This is a genomic window from Pseudomonas sp. GLN_2 (assembly GCF_043106005.1).
Classification (GTDB): Bacteria; Pseudomonadota; Gammaproteobacteria; order Pseudomonadales; family Pseudomonadaceae; genus Aquipseudomonas; species Aquipseudomonas alloputida.
In genome coordinates, this window is record NZ_JBICMC010000103.1 from 162,826 (window position 1) to 181,364 (window position 18,539).

An 18,539-nucleotide genomic window follows, 5' to 3' on the forward strand; every position below is an offset into this window, starting at 1 on the left:
ACTGTCTTCACAAAGCCTGGAGGAACCGATGCAACCACCACAACGCACCCCCGGACGCGGTCGCCCTCGCACCATCACCCGTGAACGGATTGCCGACGTGAGCATCGCCATCGGCTTGCCCAACCTCACGTTCGTTGGCGTGGCCGCTGCGTTGGGCGTAAGCCACATGGCGCTGTACAAGCATGTGCCGAACATCGAAGCACTCAAGTGCCTGGTGGCCGAGGAGATCTTTCAGCGCTGGCAGATCCCTAGGGCAGACGGAATTTGTGTAGAAGGGTTGCAGTCCTACCTGACGCGCTTTGCCACGTCGGTACAGGCATTCGTCAAGGCCCACCCGGGTCTGACGCCCTATGTGATCCGCAGGCTGGCAGCGACAGAAGCGATGATCGACAAGATCAATGACCACCAGGCGCACATCGCCCAGGCCTACGGCCTGAGCCTGGAACAGGCGCGCTGGTTGTTGTCGACGGTGGCGTTCCATGGCTTTGCCGTGGCCGATACGGTGTACACGGTGTCGGGGCGCGAGCCGCTGCTGGAGGCCGACCGGGCTGGCGAAGAATCGGAGATGGAAGTGGAATTGCTTGAGGGCATGCAGGCGCTGATTGTCGGGGCGTTGGTCATGCTGGAACAGCGGGTTTGAGCCTTATGTAACGGCTGTGCGCCTTTTACTGCCCAGGTTAACTTTTTTGCCATCCCGGCAGAAAGCCCACGTACGCTCTACACTGCTGCCAAGATGGACCAGGGCAGCTTGCCACCATTTGGCCCGTCACGCTGCCTGCGAATGACCCTGGCCTGCATGATCGTTCTGGCTGCTCCTTCAAACTGCCACACATGGAGTACCTGGAATGGGCTGCGTGTCGAATGGCCGTGTTGCCGGTAAAGCCGGGCGTGGCATCTCACTGCAGTGGCTGGTGGCGCTGGCCATCGTGCTGGGCATGCTGCTGCTCGGCGCCGCCCTGGCCTGGCAGGGTTACCGCGGTATTCGCCAAACCCTTGTGGCCGCCGCTGGCGATGCCGCCCAGCAGGTTGCCAAGACGATCGACGAGCGCGCCAGGCGCCTGATCGAGCCTGCGCAAAGCAGCATTCGCCTGCTTGCCCACAACCCGACTGTGCACACCCAGGCACAGCGCCTGGATCGGCTGCCACAGCTGGTGGAAATGCTGGACGCCAACCGCATGCTCAGCGCCGCCTATCTGGGTTACCCCAGCGGCGAGTTCCTGCTGGTGCGTCGCCTGCATGACCCGCAGCTGATGCAGCGTTTCGCCGCTCCACCGGGCACGGCATTTCTGGTGCAGAGCGTCAGCCATGGCGACGGCGCCAAGGTGCAGGGCGAGTGGCGCTTTTATGATCGGGCGCTGAATTTGTTGCAGGCCCAGGCCAAACCTGACTATCGCTACGATCCACGCCTGCGCCCCTGGTTCGCTGAAGCCACGGTACAACCCTCTACGGTGCTGACTCGCCCTTATGTGTTCTTCACCACCCGCGAGGTCGGCTTGACCATGGCCCAACGTAGCGTCGACGGTGGCGCGGTGATCGGCCTGGATGTCTCGGTCAACGACCTGGCCAGCGAGACTCAGGACCTGCGCATGACCCCGGGTACCGAGATCGTGGTGGTCGATGACCAGGGCAACGTTGTGGCCTATCCGGACCCGCAGCGGGCAATCGTGCACGAAGGGCAAGGCGTGCGCCTGTCGCGTGTCGCCGAGCTGGGCGCTCCCAGCCTGGCGCGGCTATACGCTGACCTGCCCACGGGCAACCAGCCTCAGCCTTATCAGGTGGATGGCCAGACCTGGTATGGCATTCGTGTGCATCTGACCACCCTGGCCGGGCACGACTTGTACGTGTTGATTGCCGTACCCGGCCACGAGTTGCTGGTGGGGGCGCGCAACGTCTTGTACGAGCAGTTGCTCTGGACCGTGGCGCTGATGGCCGTACTGCTGGTGCTCGGCGGTGTGCTTGGCCGGCGCATTGGCCGCCCGCTGCGGCTGTTGCGCGAGCAGGTTCAAGGCTTGGCCAGTTTTGATTTCAGCCGTGAGGTGGGCGTGCACTCGCGGGTTTCCGAGGTGCGCGAGTTGAGCCGCGTGCTGAGCCGCATGTCCGGTACCATTCGCCACTTTCAGGCGATTACCCTTACGCTCAGCCGTGAGCGAAACCTGGAGCGCATGCTCGACGGCGTGCTGAACCATCTGGTAGAAGCTGCCGGGGGCAACGCCGGCGGGGTTTACCTGTACGACGCTGAACAGGCTTTGCTGCGCCTGGCCGCCTCGTGCCGTGGTGAACACTACCCAAGCGAGCTGGCAGTGGATGAGGGCGCCCGGCAGCACTTGGCTGTAACAATGACCCAGGCCCTAGGCCTGCATGAGCGCAGTCTGGCCGTGGTGCTGAATGACCGTAGCCAGGCACTGTTGGGCATCCTGGTCCTGCAAATGGACGAAGAGCAGGCGCAGGAGCGGGTGGGCGAGGCATTCCGGCGCTTTGTCGAGGAATTGTCCGGAGTGGCTGCGGTGGCTATCGAAACCCGCCAGTCGGTCGAAACCCAGCAACGCCTGCTGGACGCCATGATCAAGCTGCTGGCAGACGCCATCGATGCCAAGAGCCCCTATACCGGTGGCCACTGCGAGCGCGTGCCTCAGCTGGCGCAGATGCTGCTGGATCAGGCAGTGGCAGCCGACAGCGGCCCGTTCGCCAGCTTCAGCATGACCGAGGCAGAACGGTACGAGTTCCGTGTGGCAGCGTGGCTGCACGATTGTGGCAAGGTCACCAGCCCCGAGTACGTGGTGGACAAGGCGACCAAGCTGGAGACCCTGTACAACCGCATCCACGAAGTCCGCATGCGTTTCGAAGTGCTGTGGCGCGATGCGGAGCTGGCCTACTGGCAAGGCCTGGCCAGTGGTGCCGACCAGCAGGTGCTGAAAGCCGCACTGCAGCGAAGCCAGGCCGAGCTGCAGGACGACTTCGCTTTCGTCGCCCAGGCCAACATCGGCGGCGAGTTCATGCAGGACACCGATATCCAGCGCTTGCAGGTGATCGGCAAGCGCCGCTGGCTGCGCCATTTCGATAACCGCCTGGGCATCTCCCGTGACGAGGCGGAACGCCTTGTCGGCGTGCCGCAGCCTGCACTGCCGACAGAGGAGCCATTGCTGGCTGATCGCCCCGAGCACTGCGTGCACTGGGGCACCCGCACGCCGCCGGTGGTCAAGGATGATCCGCGTAATATCTGGGGGTTCGACATGCACCTGCCAGGCCACGCCAGCAACTACGGCGAGTTGTACAACCTGTCGATCCGCCGTGGCACGCTGACGGACGAAGAACGCTTCAAGATCAACGAACACATCGTGCAGACCATCATCATGCTCAGCGCACTGCCGCTCCCGCGCCACCTCAAGCGGGTACCCGACATCGCCGGCAACCACCACGAAAAGATGAACGGCAGCGGCTATCCGCGCCGCCTGGGCGGGCAGGACCTGGGCATCGCCGAGCGGGTGATGGCGATTGCCGACATCTTCGAAGCACTGACGGCAGCAGACCGGCCTTACAAACCCCCGAAGACGCTGTCCGAATCGGTGAAAATCCTGGTGGCCATGGCCCGCGAGGGGCACGTCGACGGGCAACTGCTACAACTGTTCCTCAGCAGCGGGGTATATCGCCAATATGCCGAGCGCTTCCTGCGCACCGAGCAGATCGACGAGGTGGATGTGGCCTACTGGCTGGCGCAGATTCAGGAGCGCAGCGCAGCGAGACCTGTGAGCTGAGGGACGACAGCGCTGAAAAATCAGACCGTGGCGCTCGATTCAAGCGCCACGGCCTTTCCCTGCGTCCTTCTGCAGAGCGCCGACCACCCGGGTATTGTGGGTCAGCTCACTCATACCCCTGCACCCCGGCAATGTGCCGCCCGGCGACATAGCCAAAGGTCAGCGCCGGCCCCAGGTTGATGCCGCCCGACGGGTACCAGCCACCAAACACGCTGGCCATGTCGGTGCCTGCTGCATACAGGCCTGCAATCGGTTGCCCGGCCTCATCCAGTACACGGGCATTGCCGTCGGTGCGCAACCCGGCAAAGGTGCCAAAACAGCCGGGCTTTACTTTCACCGCATAGAACGGCCCGTGCTCGATGGGCGCCACGCACGGGTTAGGGCCCTTGTGCTGTGGGTCACCCTGCTTGCGGTTGAACGGCGTGGAACCGCGGCCAAACGCCGGGTCCTGGCCGTTACGGGCATGGTTATTGAAGTCAGTGACCGTGGCGCGCAGCCCGGACGGGTCAATGCCGCAGGCCTGGGCGAGCTGCTCGAGCGTGGCGCCGCGTTTCAGGTAGCCGTTGCGCACATGCGGCCCTACCGGCAGCGGTGCCGGGCGGGCATGCCCCAGGCCATAGCGGCGCAAGAAGCGATGATCGCAAACCAGCCACGAGCACACCTCCTGGCCCTGCGGCACTGCAGCGACCATGGCCGACACATAGTCGTAATAGCCATGCGCTTCGTTGACGAAACGCTTGCCGTTGGCCAGCACACCGATAACGCCCGGTTTGCCGCGCTCGATAATGTGCGGGAAGTGGCCGACGCTGCCGTCGCGATACGGCACCTGTGAAACCGGTGCCCAGGCCACCGGCGACTTCAGGTCGGTGGCAACCACACCGCCGGCGGATTCGCCCAGGCGCAGGCCATCGCCAGAACACCCCTTGGGCGGCAGCGCCAGGTTGTCGTGGCCGCTGGCATCGCGCGGGAACAGTTGCTGGCGCCGGGCGTTGTCATTGGGGAAACCACCTGCCGCCAGCACCACGGCCTTGGCGCGGATCAGCTGCTCGCCCTGTGGCGTCGCGACCCACGCCCCGCGTACCTGGCCACCCTCGATCAGCAGGCGTTTGGCCGGCGCCGACGCTTGCAGGTGCACACCCAGGTCCTGTGCCGATTTAGCCAGGCGCGCCACCAGTGCCACACCGTTGACCAGGTGCATGGCCCGACCATGGCGGGCCAGGTGGTACAGGTGGCGGCCAAAGCGCTTGCACACGTGCAGCAGGGCTTTGGGCGAGCGGGTCATGTTGAGGAAGGCGGCAAGGTCGGCACCGGCCATGATCGGCATGCCCATGAACGAAGTTTCGCGCATGGTCTTGCGCAAGCGTGGCAGCAGGGCGCCAACCTCGCGGGCATCGTAGGGCGCGGCGATCACCTGGTGGCCGCCAAGGGCTGCCCCCGGCGTATCGCCATGCATGTCCGGGATGCCGTTGCCGTCGGCAAACTGCAACGCCGTGTACTTCTCGAAAAACGCCACCATGTGCGGGCACGCCTCAAGGAAGGCATCGACGCGCTCGGCATTGTAGTTTGCCCCCAGCTCATGGCGCAGATAAGTCCGCGGCTGCTCGATGTCTTCCTCGATGCCGGCCCTGCGCGCCAGCGGGTTGCGTGGCACCCAGGCCCAGCCGCCGGACCAGGCGGTGGCACCGCCAAACACCGGTTCTTTCTCCGCCACGATCACCTTCTGCCCATGCCAGGCAGCCGTGACGGCCGCCGCCAGCCCGGCGGCGCCAGAACCTATGACCAGTACATCGCATTCGGTTTCGAGAGGAGCGGAAGGCATTGCGGGTTTCCTGTGCTTTTATTAGAACAATGTTCCACATTCTTATCGGCAGCGGGTGGTCCTGCAAGGTCACGTTGGTCATGTCAGGCAAGAACTGGGCGATCATCGGACATTCGAGGTGGCCCGAGCTGCGCTGGCTAGCGACGATGTGGAATCATCTTCTAGAATCCGCAAAAAATCAGGGACCTGTGACATGGCTGGTAGTCAGATCGAACGCGCCTTCAGTCTTGTAGAAAGCCTTACCGGTGAACCCCAAGGGCTGCCGTTACAAACCCTGGCCGAGCGCCTGGACATTCCCAAAAGCGCTGCCCACCGCATGCTCACTGAGCTGGTGCGGCTGGGCTACGTGCGCCAGAACCGGGAAAACAGCCGCTATCAGCTGTCGGCCAAGCTGGTAGCGCTGGGCTTTCGTTACCTCGCCAGCAACGGTGCCGACATCATCCAGCCGATTCTTGACCGCCTGGCCCAGGACAGCGGTGAGCTGGTGCGCCTTGGGGTGATCGACGGTGCCCGGCAAACCTGGATCGCCAAGTCTCAGGGGGCCCGCTCCGGGCTGCGCTACGACCCGGATATGGGGCGCGACGCGCCGCTGTTCTATACCGCTTCCGGGCATGCCTGGCTGGCCAGCCTGGACGATGAGCAGGCGCTGCAGATGGTGTTGCGCCAAGGTATTGCCGACCCCGAACAGTTCGGCCCGAATGCGCCACGCTCCACCGACGAGCTGCTCGCCTACCTGCACCGCGCCCGCGAGCGTGGGTATGCCTGGGTCGAGGAAACCTCCGCCATCGGCACCTCAGCCCTGGCCGCAGTAGTGCGCCGGCCGCAAAGTGACGAGGTGATCGGCGTGCTGAGCATCGCCGGGCCCAGCGCGCGGCTGGCACAGAGCCGCCTTACCGCGCTGGCACCGCTATTGCTGGCGGCGGCAGAAGAGCTGTCGGCGGCCAGCCCCGCCAGCGAGCTGTTTGCCTGAGGGGATATTCCGGTCGATTACCGCACAGTCTGTTGCGCCTGTTCTTCTGAAAAGCTGAACTTGGTTCTAAATTGTTGAGTGTGAATTGTGGAACCAGGTTTCAGAATTTCGTGACAACAATGACAAGAGGACAGGCTGTTGAACGCACCCCTTCGTATTGCCTTGATTGGCGCCGGCATCATGGGCCGGCAGCATTACCAGCACTTGCGCAATGTGCCGCAAGCCCAACTGTGTGCCGTGGCCGACCCCGGCCCGCAGGCCGAGGCCTTCGCTGCCGAGTGCGGCGTGCCCTGCTTTGCCGACCACCGGCAAATGCTGGAGCAGGTGCGCCCCGAGGCAGTGATCGTCGCCAACCCCAACAACCTGCATGTCGCCACCGCCCTGGATTGTGTCGAGGCCGGGGTGCCGGTGCTGCTGGAAAAACCGGTGGGCGTGAACCTGGATGAAGTGCGTGCACTGGTGGAAGCCTCACGCCGCCGAGGTGTGCCGGTGCTTGTAGGGCACCATCGCCGACACAATCCGCTGATCACCAAGGCGCATCAGGTGATCAACGAAGGCAAGCTGGGCCGTTTGATCAACGTCACCGCGCTGTGGCAGCTGCAAAAGCCCGACAGCTATTTCGAAACGCCCTGGCGCCGCGAGCCAGGGGCCGGTTTCTTGCTGACCAACCTGATCCACGACCTTGACCTGTTGCGTTACCTGTGCGGCGAGGTGGTGCAGGTGCAGGCCTTCACCCGCAACGATGTCCGCGGTTTTGCCAACGAAGACAGCGCCGCGGTGCTGCTGCAGTTTGCCAACGGTGCCCTGGGCAGCCTGACCGGGTCCGACGCGGTGGCTGCACCGTGGAGCTGGGAGCTGGACGCTGGCGAAAGCCCTGTGTACCCGCGCCAGGATGGCCAGCCGTGCTATCTGCTGGCCGGTACCCAAGGAGCACTGAGCATTCCCCAGCTCACGCGCTGGCATTACGCCGAGGCAGGCTCGGGCTGGCATACGCCCCTGTTGCAAAGCTCGGAAAGCATCCCCGCCGGCGAGGCATTGACCCTGCAATTGCAGCATTTTGTGCGGGTTGCCCGGGGTGAACAGGCGCCGCTGATCGACGCTGCCGACGGGGGGCGCACACTGGCGCTGATCGAAGCGATAAGGCAGGCAGCCCAAAGCGGTCGGGCTTGCGCGCCCGAGCACATTGGCTGATACAACCTTACTATTGCGGGTGATGATAAATGACTGATCGAATTTTTTCCCTCGCGGCCCTGACGGTGCTCGAGCTGTCTCCACCGGACATGGTCGAGGCCGCCGCCCGAGCGGGTTACAGCCATGTCGGCCTACGGCTGGTGCCAGCCACCGAACAGGAGCGGCATTTCCCGTTGGTCGCCGATGCCGAACTGCGCCGGCAAACCCAGGCGCGCTTGCGCGACACGGGTATCAAGGTGCTCGACCTGGAGATCCTGCGTCTTGAACCGGCCACCTGTGTGGCCGATTTCGAAGCGATCCTGGCGGTGGGCGCCGAGTTGGGTGGCACTAAATTGCTGGTAGCGGGCAACGACCCCGACGAAGCGCGCCTGACCGAACGCTTTGCCGCATTGTGCGAGCTGGCGGCGCAATACGGCATTCACCCTCACCTGGAGTTCATGCCCTGGACCGACGTACGTGACCTGCGCCAGGCCATGCGGGTGGTGGCCAACGCCGACCGCGGCAATGGCTGTGTACTGGTGGATGCCTTTCACTTCAACCGCTCCGGCTCTTCGCTGGACGACCTGGCGCAGCTGGCGCCGCAGCGCATGCGCTATGCCCAACTGTGTGACGTTGCTGGTCCGGTACCGGCCGACATGGACGAGATCCTGCGCCAGGCGCGTAACGAGCGACGCTTCCCGGGTGATGGCGATGCCGACCTGGTTGGCCTGTTGCGCGCCTTGCCGCCGAGCGTGCCGCTGAGCCTGGAAATCCCTACGCGGCAATTGCTGGAGCAGGGCATCAGCGGCGAACAGCGCGCGCGCATGGCGCTGGAGAAAGCCAAGGCGGTGTTGGCCACCGTCTGATCGAGCGAACGTGGCGCATGGCACCGGCTGCGTCACGTTCGTGAGTGAACCCGCTCCCACACCGAACATTGCCTTGTCGTTGTTGTTTCTCAAGAAATACCAAGCCAAAAAAAAGGGCCCGCAAGGGCCCCGTAGAGGTAAGTGACTAGCGCTCTCAGGCGCTCTCGACCTTGCGCGGTGCCATGAAATACATCCACACCAACGCCAGGAAGTACATGGCCGGGATCATGGTAAACAGCACGGCATAGTTGTTGTTGGTAGCGGTCAGCACGCTGCCGACAATCTGCGTCATGAACATCCCGCCAATTGCCGCACACATGCTGCCGAAGCCGAATACGGTGCTCACCAGATGCTTGGGTGTGTAGTCCATCACCAGGCTCCAGATATTCGCCGTCCACGCCTGGTGCGCGCCCACCGCGATCGAGATGGCCGCCACCGCGACCCACAGTCCACTGGCGTTGGCGGCAAAGATGACGCTGAGCATGGTGCAGGCAAAGATCAGCATGGACACCAGCCGCGCTGTCGTGGCACGCACGCCGCGGCCGATCAGCCACGACGACAGAATGCCACCCCCGATGCTGCCGAAGTCTGCCGTCAGCCAGATGATGATCAACGGGATCCCCATCTGGGTCACGTTGATGCCCAGGCTGTATTGCTGGTTCAGGAACGGCGGCAGCCAGTACAGGTAGAACCAGAACACCGGCGCGGTAATCGCATAGGCCACTGCAAAAGCCCAGGTGCCACGCAGGCGCAGGATACGGCTGAACGGCACGCGGGTTGGCTCGGGCTCGTCATCCTGCTGGATGTACTGCACCTCGCTCTGGCGTACGCGGGGGTGGTCTTCAGGGTTGTAGTACTTCAGCACCCAAAACACGACCCACACCAGGCCCAGGCTGCCCATGGCGATGAACGCAGCCTGCCAGCCCCACACAGCCAGGATCAGCGGCAACAGCGCGGGGGTGACCATGGCGCCAACATTGGTACCGGCGTTGAACAGCCCCGTTGCAATGGCCCGCTCACCCGCCGGGAACCACAGGCGCACGGTCTTGACGCAGGCCGGGTAGTTGGCGGCCTCGGTCAGGCCGAGGATGAAGCGGCAAACCATGAAACCTGCCGCCGAGGTGGCCAGGCCGTGGGCACCCGTGGCCAGGCTCCACAGCAGTACAGCGAAGAAGAAGGCCCGTTTGACCCCGACCTTGTCGATCAGTCGGCCTTGCAGCAGAAAGCCGATGGCATAGCCGACCTGGAACCAGAAATTGATGTTGGCGTAGTCCATCGCCGTCCAGCTCATTTCCTTGGCCAGCACGGGCTGCATGATGCCAAGGGCGGCGCGGTCGATGTAGTTCAGGGTGGTGGCGAAGAACACCAGGGCGAGCATGCCCCAACGGGTCTTGCCGACGCCGAAGGCGCCGCGGAGCTTGTCGCCGATCGAGCCCTGGGACATCCGGGGCGCGGCGGGGGGGATCTTGGAGTGGTTCATAGACTGCTCGTTTCTTGAAATTGTATTCAGCTGCGGTGCTACGGGTACGTGACCGTTTCCCAGGCAGGGGGGCACGCAAGGCCGGTGCATGGTGAGCAGTGAAGACGGCAGCGTCAATTCAAGAGACGGGCTACTGTTCGGTTATCGAACGGTTGCGTTGGCCTGCGGGCGCGGCAGGTATTCACCTCACTGAAGGGTAGAAGGCTTTGGCCCTGGTTACCTGATGGGCGCAACACCGACATCAATGATGTGCACAGCCCCCGCTCAACGCTCTACCGGCCAGATACCCGAAGGTCATCCCAGGGCCAAGGGTAATGCCGCCGCTCGGGTAGTACCCACCCATCACGCTGTGCATGTCGTTACCCACTGCAAACAACCCGGGTATCGGCTGCCCTGCGTGGTCCAGTACGCGGGCTGAGGCGTCTGTGTCCAGGCCGGCGAAGGTGCCAAGGCTGCCTGGCAGCAGTTTCACCGCATGGAACGGCCCCTTCAGCAACGGCCGAAGCGACGGGTTAGGTGCCTGCTGCGGGTCGCCTTGGGCCCGGTTGTAGGCCGACGCGCCACGTAGAAAGGTAGGGTCTTCACCTTGTGCCGCATGATGGTTGAAGCCCTCCACCGTGCGTTGCAACTGCTCGGCGTCGATCCCGCAGCGCTGCGCCAGTTGCGCCAGGGTAGCGCCGCTGTGCAAATAGCCACTGCGCTGATAGAAGCGGGTAGGGAAGGGAAAGGGCTTGGCCCAACCGATGCCATAGCGCCGTTGCGCAGCATGGTCGCAGATCAGCCAGGCCTCCGGCTGCTCAGCCTGCGGCGTGGCGGCGAACAGCGCGTTCATGAAGTCGTGGTAGCAATCGGCTTCGTTGACGAAGCGCCGACCATCGCGGCGCACGGCGATGAAACCGGGCTTGGCACGGTCGATCAGGTGTGGGAAATGGTCGAAATGGCCATTGCGGCGCGGTACCTGCGAGACCGGCGCCCAGGCGCCCCCGTGGGCGCCTGCCGCAGACACCCGCCCACCCGCCTGTTCGCCCAGGCGCAAACCATCACCGCTATTCTCCCTGGGCGCAGCGGAGTAATGCTGGTCACCGTCCGGCGCGTGCGGCATCAGCTGCGAGATACGCTGGCGATCATGTGGGAAGCCACCGCAGGCCAGCACCACACCACGCCGTGCGTAGATCGTTTGGCCATCGGCAAACAGCGCGCCGTTGACCCGTTCTTCGCACAACAACAGACGGCTGGCCGCTTTCTCGGTCAGCAATGTCACGCCACGATCAAGGGCGCTGCGCAGCAGGCGCGCCACCAGCGCATTGCCATTGACCAGATGCAGGCCGCGACGGTGCAGCAGCAGGTCGCGGCCATGGCGCAACAGGCGCTTGCCAACATGCAGCGCTGCCTTCGGCGAGCGTGTGGCGTTGAAGAAGGCAGCCATGTCGACACCTCCGGCAATGCCCATGCCGGCCAGGCTGACGATGTCCAGCGGTGGGCGTAACGTGTGCAGCCAAGGCCCTAGCCGTCGCCCGTCGTAAGGTAATGCACACAGCGAGCGACCACCGCGTGCACTGCCATCGCCTTCACGCATGTCGGGCATACGGCTACCGCACTGGAACTGCACGGCAGTGTGTTGCTGGAAGAACGCCACCATTTCCGGACCATGGCGCAGGAAGGCGCGTTGACGCGGGTCCAGCTCGCGGGTGTGGGTTTGCGCACGCAAATAGCGCTCCGGGGCATCGTCGGCTTCGACGATGCCTTCGGCGATGGCCAGAGGGTTGCGCGGTATCCACAACCAGCCCCCCGACCAGGCACTGGTGCCGCCCAGCTGGCTGGCTTTTTCCGCGACGACCACTGTCAGGCCATGATGCGCGGCGGTTACGGCGGCAGCCAGGCCAGAGGCGCCGGAGCCGATGACGAGTACGTCACATTCAAGGGGGGGCATGGAAGGGGTCCGCTTGGTTGTTGGAAGAGGTGGTGTGTGGCTTACTGCAGCGGTGAGAAACCGGTCGGGCGCAGCAGCCGCGATTGCAGGCGCAGTACCGCGCCCAGCTCGCGGTTGCGTCGCGAGAATTCCGCCCAGCGCGAGTCTGCCGCCATGGCTGCGCGGCGCGCCATGCGGTCGTCGAGGTTGGCATAGCCCCAGATGTGCACCACTTGGTTGACGTCGCCGAACTCGCTGGTGAAAAAGCCCACCAGGTTGCCCAGGTGTTCGCTCTGCACCTCGAGTGCGTGGCTTTGGTACAGGGCCAGCCAGTCGGCCATTTTCAATGGGTCGAGGGTGTAGGTTCTCAGTTCGTAGTACATGCCGGGTTCTCCGTTGGGGTAGCCGGCGCCTGCAGGCGCACGGTGATGTGGTTGGCAGCAAGCCAGCCGAAGGTGAGGGCAGGGCCCAGGGTGATGCCGGGGCCGGGGTAGGTGCCCTTCATCAGTGAGTTCATGTCGTTGCCGACCGCATACAGCCCGGGAATGGGCAAACCGCTGCGGTTCAGCACGTTGGCATCGGCGTTGGTCACCAGGCCACGGGCTGAACCGAGGTCGCCGGTGTGAATGCGGATGGCATAGAACGGCCCCTTGGTCAGGGGGGCCAAGCATGGGTTGGGCGTATGTTGCGGGTCGCCCATGTAGCGGTTGTAACTGTTGCCGCCTTTGCCAAATGCGCGGTCGATGCCATTGCTGGCATCGCTGTTGAACTGTGCAAGTGTTTGCGCAAACACCTGTGGATCGACGCCGATGGCCAGGGCCAGTGCCTGCGATGTGGTGGCCCGATACAGGTAGCCTGCGTCGATCAACGCCTGGTTGTTGACGGGCTTGGGCCGCGCCAGGCCAAGCCCGTACCGGTTCATTGCCTCGGCATCGCAGACCAGCCAGCAGCTGGCAATGCCGTTGGCGAACATGGTGTGCACGAAGTGGTGGTAGGAGTCGGACTCGTTGACGAAGCGCCGCCCGGCTTGGTCTACCGCAATCACGCCCGGCTTGGCGCGGTCGGTGACCAGGTGCGGGAAGCGCTCACGTTCACCATCGGCATGACGTAGTTCGGAAACCGGTGCCCAGAAAAAGTTGGCCGCCAGGCTCTCGCCCTCGGCTGCTGCCACGGCCTGGGCAAGGCGCAGGGCGGCTCCGTCGTTGGTCGGTGGTGACATGGTCAGGTGCGGCGCCTTTTGAGCAGGGCGGTAGCCGGCGGCCATTGCGCCTGCTGCGAATCCGCCCATGGCGCACACCACGCCACCACGGGCCATTACCCGCTCACGGCGGCCCTCGCGCTGTACGACCACGCCCGTGATCACGCCGTGCTCGGCGATCAGTTCCACGGCTTCGCTGCGCAACCACAACTGCGTGCCGTGGGCGAAGGCGCTGGTGGCCAGGCGGGCGATCAATGCGTTGCCAGTGGTAAGCCGGGTGCCGCGTGGGTGCTGCAGGCGGTCGCGCGCGTAACGCGCCATCAGCTTCAGGCAATGCCACAGCGACCTGGGTGAGCGGCGAATACTGAGGAAATGCTGGATATCCACCCGGTTGACCATCATGCCGCCGAACAGCAGCATGCCGGGCGGTGGCATCTGCAGGTCCTTGAAGCGTGTGCCCAGGTGCTTGCCGTCGTATTCGACCATTTCCAGCGCCCGACCGAACTGAGTGGCGCCGGGTGCATCCGGGTAATAGTCGGGCGAGAGTGGGCGCAGGGCATAACGCAGTTCGGTGTTCTGCTCCAGCCAGCGCAGCGCTTGGTGGCCATGCTCGATGAAGGCATCGCCCAAGGCGGGATCGTAGCCGTCGCCGATGACCTGCTTGAGGTAGGTGCGCATTGCCTCGGGGGAGTCCTTGGCGCCGGCGTCACGGGCTTGGTCGGTGCCGTACAGCCACACCGCGCCGCCAGAAATCGCCGAGGTGCCGCCAAAGCGTTCGGCCTTTTCCACCACCAGCACCTTCAGCCCCCGGCGGGCCGCGGTGGCGGCAGCGGCAAAACCACCGGCACCGCTGCCCAGCACAACCAGGTCGAAGCTGTTGTGTGTGTGCTCCAGAGTCGTCATGGCTTCAGATCTCCAACGGTGTGACGCCCATGAAGGCGCCAAGGTGGCCCAGTTGGGCGAAGGCCATTTCCGGGCCAGTCTGGATCCTGCAACCTACTTGCCGCGCGCGGTTCAGCAGCGGGGTGATCTCGGGTGAGGTGACCACGTCGGCGACCAGGGTATCTGGCAGCAGGGTAGCCAGCAGGGCGGCGGACAGCGGCAGCTCTGCGCGGGTGCCCATGCCGACTGGGGACGCGTTGGCCACCAGGTCGAAGTCTTCCAGCCCACTGAACTGTGTGCTGACCGTGAGCCCGGGGAAGCCGTTGCCGAGCAGTTCGCATACAGCACCCATGCGTGCTGTGCTGGGGTCGCTGAGGGTAATGCTGGCGATCCCTGCCTCAGCCAGCGCATAGGCAATGGCACTGCCAACACCGCCGCAACCGATCACCAGTGCCCGTTTGCCCGCCGGCTCGAAGCCGTGCTTGTGCGCAGCGCCGAGGAAGCCGGCGCCGTCCACGTTGTCGCCCAGCAGGCGTCCGTCGCGCTCGCGACGTATCACATTGACCGAACCCAGGGCAGCTGCGCGCTCGCTCAGGCCGTCCACGCGGTGGGCCAGCGCCTGCTTGTAAGGCACGGTGACCACGCAACCGCGCAGGTTCTGCCAGCCACGCAGGGTATCCGCAAAGCTGTCCAGCGCCGCCTCGTGCAGGTCGAAGGGCAGCATGGCGAGGTTGCAGTTGTTGTGGTTGAACCAGGTGTTGAAGTTTTCCGGAGACTTCACTTGGGCGATGGGCGAACCGACGATGGCGACCAGTTCAGTGGAACCTCGAATCATGCTGACCTCCTTATTGGCGTTGTTATGGAGGCAAGGGTGAGGCAGAGGGGCGCGTGCAACAATGCGTCAAGCGGCCACTTAATGCGATAATCGCAGTCATGATCCGGTTATCGCAGTAATCGGCTGTTTTTGTTCCTCTGGTAGCGAGTCGAATGCATGAACACACCCGCCATCCATCCCCGTGACTTGATCGCGGGCTTGCAGAAAGGCCTGGCGCTGATGCAACTGTTCAGCGCCGAGCAGCCGCGCCTGAGTGTGCCGCAGGCGGCCAGGTTATCTGGCCTTACGCCCAGTGCGGTGCGGCGGTTTCTGCTGACCTTGGTGCATGAGGGCTTTGCCGAAACTGACAGCCGGGAGTACTGGCTGACCCCCAAGGCCTTGCGCATCGGCCAGGCCTATGTGGACTCGGCGCAACTGCCGCGCATGCTGCGGCCGATTGTTGAACAGGTGGCGCGGCAGACCCAGGAGCACGTATCGGTGGGTACCCGCGATGGCGATGAGATCATCCATCTGGTGCGTAGCCGGTATAGCCATGTGGCGTCTTTGTCGATCAGGCCGGGCTCGCGGGTACCCATGTATTGCACGGCCGGCGGGCGGGTCTGGCTGGCCTGGCTGGATGAGGGGGAGCGGGACGAATACTTTGCCCGTCAGCCGCTGCGGGCGTTGACGCCTTACACACTGACAGACCGGGCGCAGCTGGACGCTGAGCTGCTGCGCGTGAAGGGGCAGAGGTTCTGTATCGTTGATCAGGAATATGAAATCGGTATGCGGGTGCTGGGTGTGCCTTTGCTGGGACGGGCCGGTCAGTTGAAAGCGACGCTGACCATCACGACTCATGCTTCGCGGTTGAGTATCGATGAGATACGGTTGCGGTATTTGCCGACCCTGTATGAGGCACAGGCGTTGCTTCGGCCAGTGCTGGATTGACGCAGACATGGCGCAGTTTGCGGGCATGGCGCCATGCGTGTGAGAACGGGGCACCCGCGAAGCAGCCGCTGGACGATCCCAACCGGGTGACTGACAGGCTTCAGTATCCGGCTCAGTGACCGATAGTGGCTTTCAATCAATGAGCCAACCCTGGTCCCCCTCGATCAACGTCCCTCCATGGCTGGTAGTGTCACCCTCCCTTGCTGCGGGGTGGCCCTCGATGATCGTGCAGGCAGCGCCGGTTTCGATAATGGCGCCACAACTGATGCGATCGCCCACACGAGCGACGGCCTTGCCATCCACGAATGTTGCATTTGCGCCGGTTTCCACAGTGCCTTCGCCATGGAGCGGGCAGCTATGACGATGGCCTACCAGTACGATGGGTTTCATTTGCGCTTCCTTTTGCCGGGTTGAACGGGGGCTTCTTCGAAGGCTGCTGGTGGCGGTGGCGCGGCTCGGACGTTGAACAGGCGGCAGATGCCATACCAGCAGAGTGCGACGGAGAGGTTGTAGGGAAACAGCACGGCCCAGAACGGCAATTGCCAGTTCTTTTTGCCCTGCATTTCACCGGGCTCGCCGGTTCGCCAGGGGGCATAGTGGCGCCAGGCTTCTGCCGGGGTCAGGCAGATGGCGTGCAGTGGCTTGTGCCACCAGTTGGGTTCACCGGGCGGAGGGAGTTTGTCTGGGCCGTGGTCCATGAAGTGGCGCAGGTATTCCCACACTTCGGCGACATGCTTGACGCCGGGTTCGGTGGGTTCGTTACTGTCGACCCACAAGCAGTCTTTTTGGTGCAGGCTGCCGTCTTCCCGGCGGGGGGCGAAGGCGAGGGCATAGCTGGTGCTGAATGATGAGCCGCCGTATTCGGTGCGTTTGAAGATGCCACCTCCGGTGTTACTCCATTCAAACACAAATACCTTGCTCAAACGTTGGTAGTAGATTTTTTGGGTTGATCGGTTGAGGCAAATGGTTGATAGGCCCTTTATAAAGAGAATTCGATAAGCTAGGAAGGGAGTGAGCACGAAGGGGGTTATTAGAAATAAAAACATCAATAAAATGTCTTCGTTGTAGAGTCTCGAGATGCTGGGGTATAGATAAGGGTAAGTGCTTATCAGTAGTGTGATCGTCATTGCGCAGTACAGTTTTCCCATAAGCACGGAATCTGTTACCCATGGGTTTCTCAGACACAAGGTATTCTCGGATAGTTTTGCTAATTGTCCTCCAATTGCAGGTGCGTGCCCGGAGTGTGACGTTGAATTGAATATCCAGATGGTTGCCATAATTAGTGATCCAGACGGAAAAGTGACAGCGTCTCAGTGTCTTCGTCCAACCCTTGATTGGCGCGGTAAGTTAGATGCAGTGAGACAGGATTTTGGTTGGCGAGCGTGTTCTCGAAATGCAGAACCAGGCCAGCACCTACGATGTGGCCGGTCGGGGCAATTGGGAATACGTTTATTCCTTTGTCGTGACGGAGGGTGCTCAAGCTTCCTGACCATTCGCTTACCCCAAGCACAAAGCCAGGCAGCAGTACTGTGAACTCAGCGGTTGGTTGGGATGTGATTACTTTGTTATGTGTGATCGCTGTCCAATCTGGCGGCGACCAGTGGTTATTCTGATGCCATCGGGTGTCGACGTTAGTTATGCCGAGTGATAAGGCCTGCTCGGCGGATAGTAGCTTGGGTCCATAATGTTCATTGTGCCAAGCCTTAATTTCTGTTTGCAGTGAGGTGAAAGCAGGCAGTTTTTTGTCAAAGTCCAAGTTGATGTTGGCGTGCGACTCTCCATCATTGATGCGATTGCCGAATATGCTACGTGCTGCCCACAGTTCTATTGGGCTGTGAAGGCGTTCATGTGCCTTGGCGTGTAGGTAGAGGCCTCCTGCTATGATGGCTACGCCTACGAGGACAAGGGCAGCGGCGGCCCATCCGGCAAAGGGTACCAGCGTTGTAGCGCCCGCAATGGCAAGTCCTGCTTCAAGAGTGACAGCAGAGCCAATGGCCATGGTTAATCCACCAGCAATTGTGTATCTGCCAGCCGTAGAGTTACCGTTATCGAATTGGCGCAATCCCTTTGACCAATCTGAGCTCAGAGCAAATGCTATTGCCGGGTATCCGGCTAATCGGGCAAACAGATTGCTACTCAAAAACTTGATAACCCCATTGCCAAAGGCCATACCCGGCGCTGTGGCACTTAATCTCAGCATGACGGCCTTTTGCGTTGCCCGTACGCTGACCAACGTCGCCGCCGCTGCACCCATCACCCCGAAAACAGATGAAGCGAACCCCATGGTGTATTCCGGTGCGTCGCTCTTTTGCAGGCTGTTGTAAGCCGTCTTGAGCGATAAGATGTTGAACCACAGCATCCCCGCGTTTAAACCACCACCACCGCCCGAGGTGAGTAACCCAAGGAAGTTGGGTTTCACGCGCGCAGTGGTGGTCAGCTCGATGGACACCGTGCGGCTACCCGAAATGCGCAACGCTTTCATCTCTTCAACCTGCGCCATGCCGCTCTTCAAATACCGCTGCACCTCCTGGCTAAAGGGATTTTCCGTAATGGCCTGCTCGGTGATGCGATAGCGCGCCGCCAACAACCCCAGCGCTTTCTCGGCATTGGCCTCACGCGCTGCCAGCAACACTTGCTGGCGCAGGCCATGGCTGGCATCCCAACGGGTTTGGCCACGCAGGCGCTTGAGCACCACGGTATTGACCGACTGGGCGGTGAGGTCAGTGATGTC

General features: G+C 62.8%; 14 protein-coding genes and 1 pseudogene. 6 read left to right on the plus strand and 9 right to left on the minus strand.

Annotated features, from left to right (window positions below):
- The first annotated feature begins 28 nt into the window (after window positions 1–28).
- Both ACF8Q6_RS25660 and ACF8Q6_RS25665 read left to right on the plus strand, forming a co-directional pair.
- A complete protein-coding gene (locus ACF8Q6_RS25660; RefSeq protein WP_392490186.1) occupies window positions 29–640 on the plus strand; it encodes a TetR/AcrR family transcriptional regulator in 612 nt (203 codons plus the stop codon).
- Between the two features lie 205 nt (window positions 641–845).
- The gene (locus ACF8Q6_RS25665) at window positions 846–3,752 is read left to right on the plus strand and encodes an HD domain-containing phosphohydrolase (protein WP_392490187.1); all 2,907 of its coding nucleotides are present in this window, start codon (window positions 846–848) and stop codon (window positions 3,750–3,752) included.
- A 106-nt stretch (window positions 3,753–3,858) separates the two neighbouring features.
- On the opposite strand, the gene ACF8Q6_RS25670 is transcribed toward ACF8Q6_RS25665, so the two are convergent.
- Window positions 3,859–5,571 (minus strand): FAD-dependent oxidoreductase, encoded by a 1,713-nt coding sequence (locus tag ACF8Q6_RS25670; RefSeq protein WP_003250851.1) that lies wholly within the window; start codon window positions 5,569–5,571, stop codon window positions 3,859–3,861.
- Window positions 5,572–5,764: 193 nt separating this feature from the next.
- Here ACF8Q6_RS25670 and ACF8Q6_RS25675 point away from each other — a divergent pair, with 193 nt between their 5' ends.
- The 3 genes from ACF8Q6_RS25675 to ACF8Q6_RS25685 all read left to right on the plus strand — a co-directional run bounded on the left by ACF8Q6_RS25675 (window position 5,765) and on the right by ACF8Q6_RS25685 (window position 8,577).
- On the plus strand, window positions 5,765–6,541 hold the full coding sequence (locus tag ACF8Q6_RS25675; RefSeq protein WP_392490188.1) for an IclR family transcriptional regulator: 777 nt from the start codon (window positions 5,765–5,767) through the stop codon (window positions 6,539–6,541).
- Window positions 6,542–6,679: 138 nt separating this feature from the next.
- Window positions 6,680–7,732 (plus strand): Gfo/Idh/MocA family protein, encoded by a 1,053-nt coding sequence (locus ACF8Q6_RS25680; RefSeq protein ID WP_392490189.1) that lies wholly within the window; start codon window positions 6,680–6,682, stop codon window positions 7,730–7,732.
- Between the two features lie 29 nt (window positions 7,733–7,761).
- Window positions 7,762–8,577: a sugar phosphate isomerase/epimerase family protein gene (locus ACF8Q6_RS25685; RefSeq protein WP_392490190.1), complete on the plus strand. Its 816-nt coding sequence runs from the start codon at window positions 7,762–7,764 to the stop codon at window positions 8,575–8,577.
- Window positions 8,578–8,731: 154 nt separating this feature from the next.
- Here ACF8Q6_RS25685 and ACF8Q6_RS25690 read toward each other — a convergent pair whose 3' ends face one another.
- From ACF8Q6_RS25690 to ACF8Q6_RS25710, 5 genes are all read right to left on the minus strand, one after another.
- On the minus strand, window positions 8,732–10,057 hold the full coding sequence (locus ACF8Q6_RS25690; protein ID WP_012052802.1) for an MFS transporter: 1,326 nt from the start codon (window positions 10,055–10,057) through the stop codon (window positions 8,732–8,734).
- A gap of 241 nt (window positions 10,058–10,298) precedes the next feature.
- The gene (locus ACF8Q6_RS25695; RefSeq protein WP_392490191.1) at window positions 10,299–11,987 is read right to left on the minus strand and encodes an FAD-dependent oxidoreductase; all 1,689 of its coding nucleotides are present in this window, start codon (window positions 11,985–11,987) and stop codon (window positions 10,299–10,301) included.
- A gap of 41 nt (window positions 11,988–12,028) precedes the next feature.
- A complete protein-coding gene (locus tag ACF8Q6_RS25700; protein ID WP_392490192.1) occupies window positions 12,029–12,349 on the minus strand; it encodes an NIPSNAP family protein in 321 nt (106 codons plus the stop codon).
- Window positions 12,334–14,067 carry an FAD-dependent oxidoreductase gene (locus tag ACF8Q6_RS25705; protein ID WP_392490193.1) on the minus strand — a complete coding sequence of 578 codons (1,734 nt, stop codon included), beginning with the start codon at window positions 14,065–14,067 and terminating at the stop codon, window positions 12,334–12,336. The genes ACF8Q6_RS25700 and ACF8Q6_RS25705 overlap by 16 nt, the downstream gene beginning before the upstream one ends.
- A gap of 4 nt (window positions 14,068–14,071) precedes the next feature.
- A complete protein-coding gene (locus ACF8Q6_RS25710) occupies window positions 14,072–14,881 on the minus strand; it encodes a shikimate dehydrogenase family protein (RefSeq protein ID WP_392490194.1) in 810 nt (269 codons plus the stop codon).
- Window positions 14,882–15,037: 156 nt separating this feature from the next.
- Between ACF8Q6_RS25710 and ACF8Q6_RS25715 the strand changes: the two genes are divergently transcribed.
- Window positions 15,038–15,808, plus strand: coding sequence for an IclR family transcriptional regulator (locus tag ACF8Q6_RS25715; RefSeq protein WP_392490195.1), 771 nt, complete (start codon window positions 15,038–15,040; stop codon window positions 15,806–15,808).
- A 132-nt stretch (window positions 15,809–15,940) separates the two neighbouring features.
- Here the strand turns inward: ACF8Q6_RS25715 and ACF8Q6_RS25720 are convergent, their stop codons facing one another.
- The 3 genes and pseudogenes from ACF8Q6_RS25720 to ACF8Q6_RS25730 all read right to left on the minus strand — a co-directional run.
- Window positions 15,941–16,198, minus strand: a complete 258-nt coding sequence (locus ACF8Q6_RS25720; RefSeq protein ID WP_392490196.1) for a PAAR domain-containing protein — start codon at window positions 16,196–16,198, stop codon at window positions 15,941–15,943.
- The gene (locus ACF8Q6_RS25725; RefSeq protein WP_392490197.1) at window positions 16,195–17,085 is read right to left on the minus strand and encodes a DUF6708 domain-containing protein; all 891 of its coding nucleotides are present in this window, start codon (window positions 17,083–17,085) and stop codon (window positions 16,195–16,197) included. The genes ACF8Q6_RS25720 and ACF8Q6_RS25725 overlap by 4 nt, the downstream gene beginning before the upstream one ends.
- A gap of 2 nt (window positions 17,086–17,087) precedes the next feature.
- A pseudogene (locus ACF8Q6_RS25730) lies at window positions 17,088–18,539 on the minus strand (hypothetical protein); the annotation flags it as partial.

Bases quoted from the DNA above. Each gene is read 5' to 3' on its own strand.
- ACF8Q6_RS25725 (WP_392490197.1), bottom strand. From the start codon at position 17,085: ATGGCAACCATCTGGATATTCAATTCAACGTCACACTCCGGGCACGCA.
- ACF8Q6_RS25685 (WP_392490190.1), top strand. From the start codon at position 7,762: ATGACTGATCGAATTTTTTCCCTCGCGGCCCTGACGGTGCTCGAGCTG.
- ACF8Q6_RS25705 (WP_392490193.1), bottom strand. From the start codon at position 14,067: ATGACGACTCTGGAGCACACACACAACAGCTTCGACCTGGTTGTGCTG.
- ACF8Q6_RS25720 (WP_392490196.1), bottom strand. From the start codon at position 16,198: ATGAAACCCATCGTACTGGTAGGCCATCGTCATAGCTGCCCGCTCCAT.
- ACF8Q6_RS25675 (WP_392490188.1), top strand. From the start codon at position 5,765: ATGGCTGGTAGTCAGATCGAACGCGCCTTCAGTCTTGTAGAAAGCCTT.
- ACF8Q6_RS25660 (WP_392490186.1), top strand. From the start codon at position 29: ATGCAACCACCACAACGCACCCCCGGACGCGGTCGCCCTCGCACCATC.
- ACF8Q6_RS25670 (WP_003250851.1), bottom strand. From the start codon at position 5,571: ATGCCTTCCGCTCCTCTCGAAACCGAATGCGATGTACTGGTCATAGGT.
- ACF8Q6_RS25695 (WP_392490191.1), bottom strand. From the start codon at position 11,987: ATGCCCCCCCTTGAATGTGACGTACTCGTCATCGGCTCCGGCGCCTCT.
- ACF8Q6_RS25700 (WP_392490192.1), bottom strand. From the start codon at position 12,349: ATGTACTACGAACTGAGAACCTACACCCTCGACCCATTGAAAATGGCC.
- ACF8Q6_RS25710 (WP_392490194.1), bottom strand. From the start codon at position 14,881: ATGATTCGAGGTTCCACTGAACTGGTCGCCATCGTCGGTTCGCCCATC.
- ACF8Q6_RS25665 (WP_392490187.1), top strand. From the start codon at position 846: ATGGGCTGCGTGTCGAATGGCCGTGTTGCCGGTAAAGCCGGGCGTGGC.
- ACF8Q6_RS25715 (WP_392490195.1), top strand. From the start codon at position 15,038: ATGAACACACCCGCCATCCATCCCCGTGACTTGATCGCGGGCTTGCAG.
- ACF8Q6_RS25690 (WP_012052802.1), bottom strand. From the start codon at position 10,057: ATGAACCACTCCAAGATCCCCCCCGCCGCGCCCCGGATGTCCCAGGGC.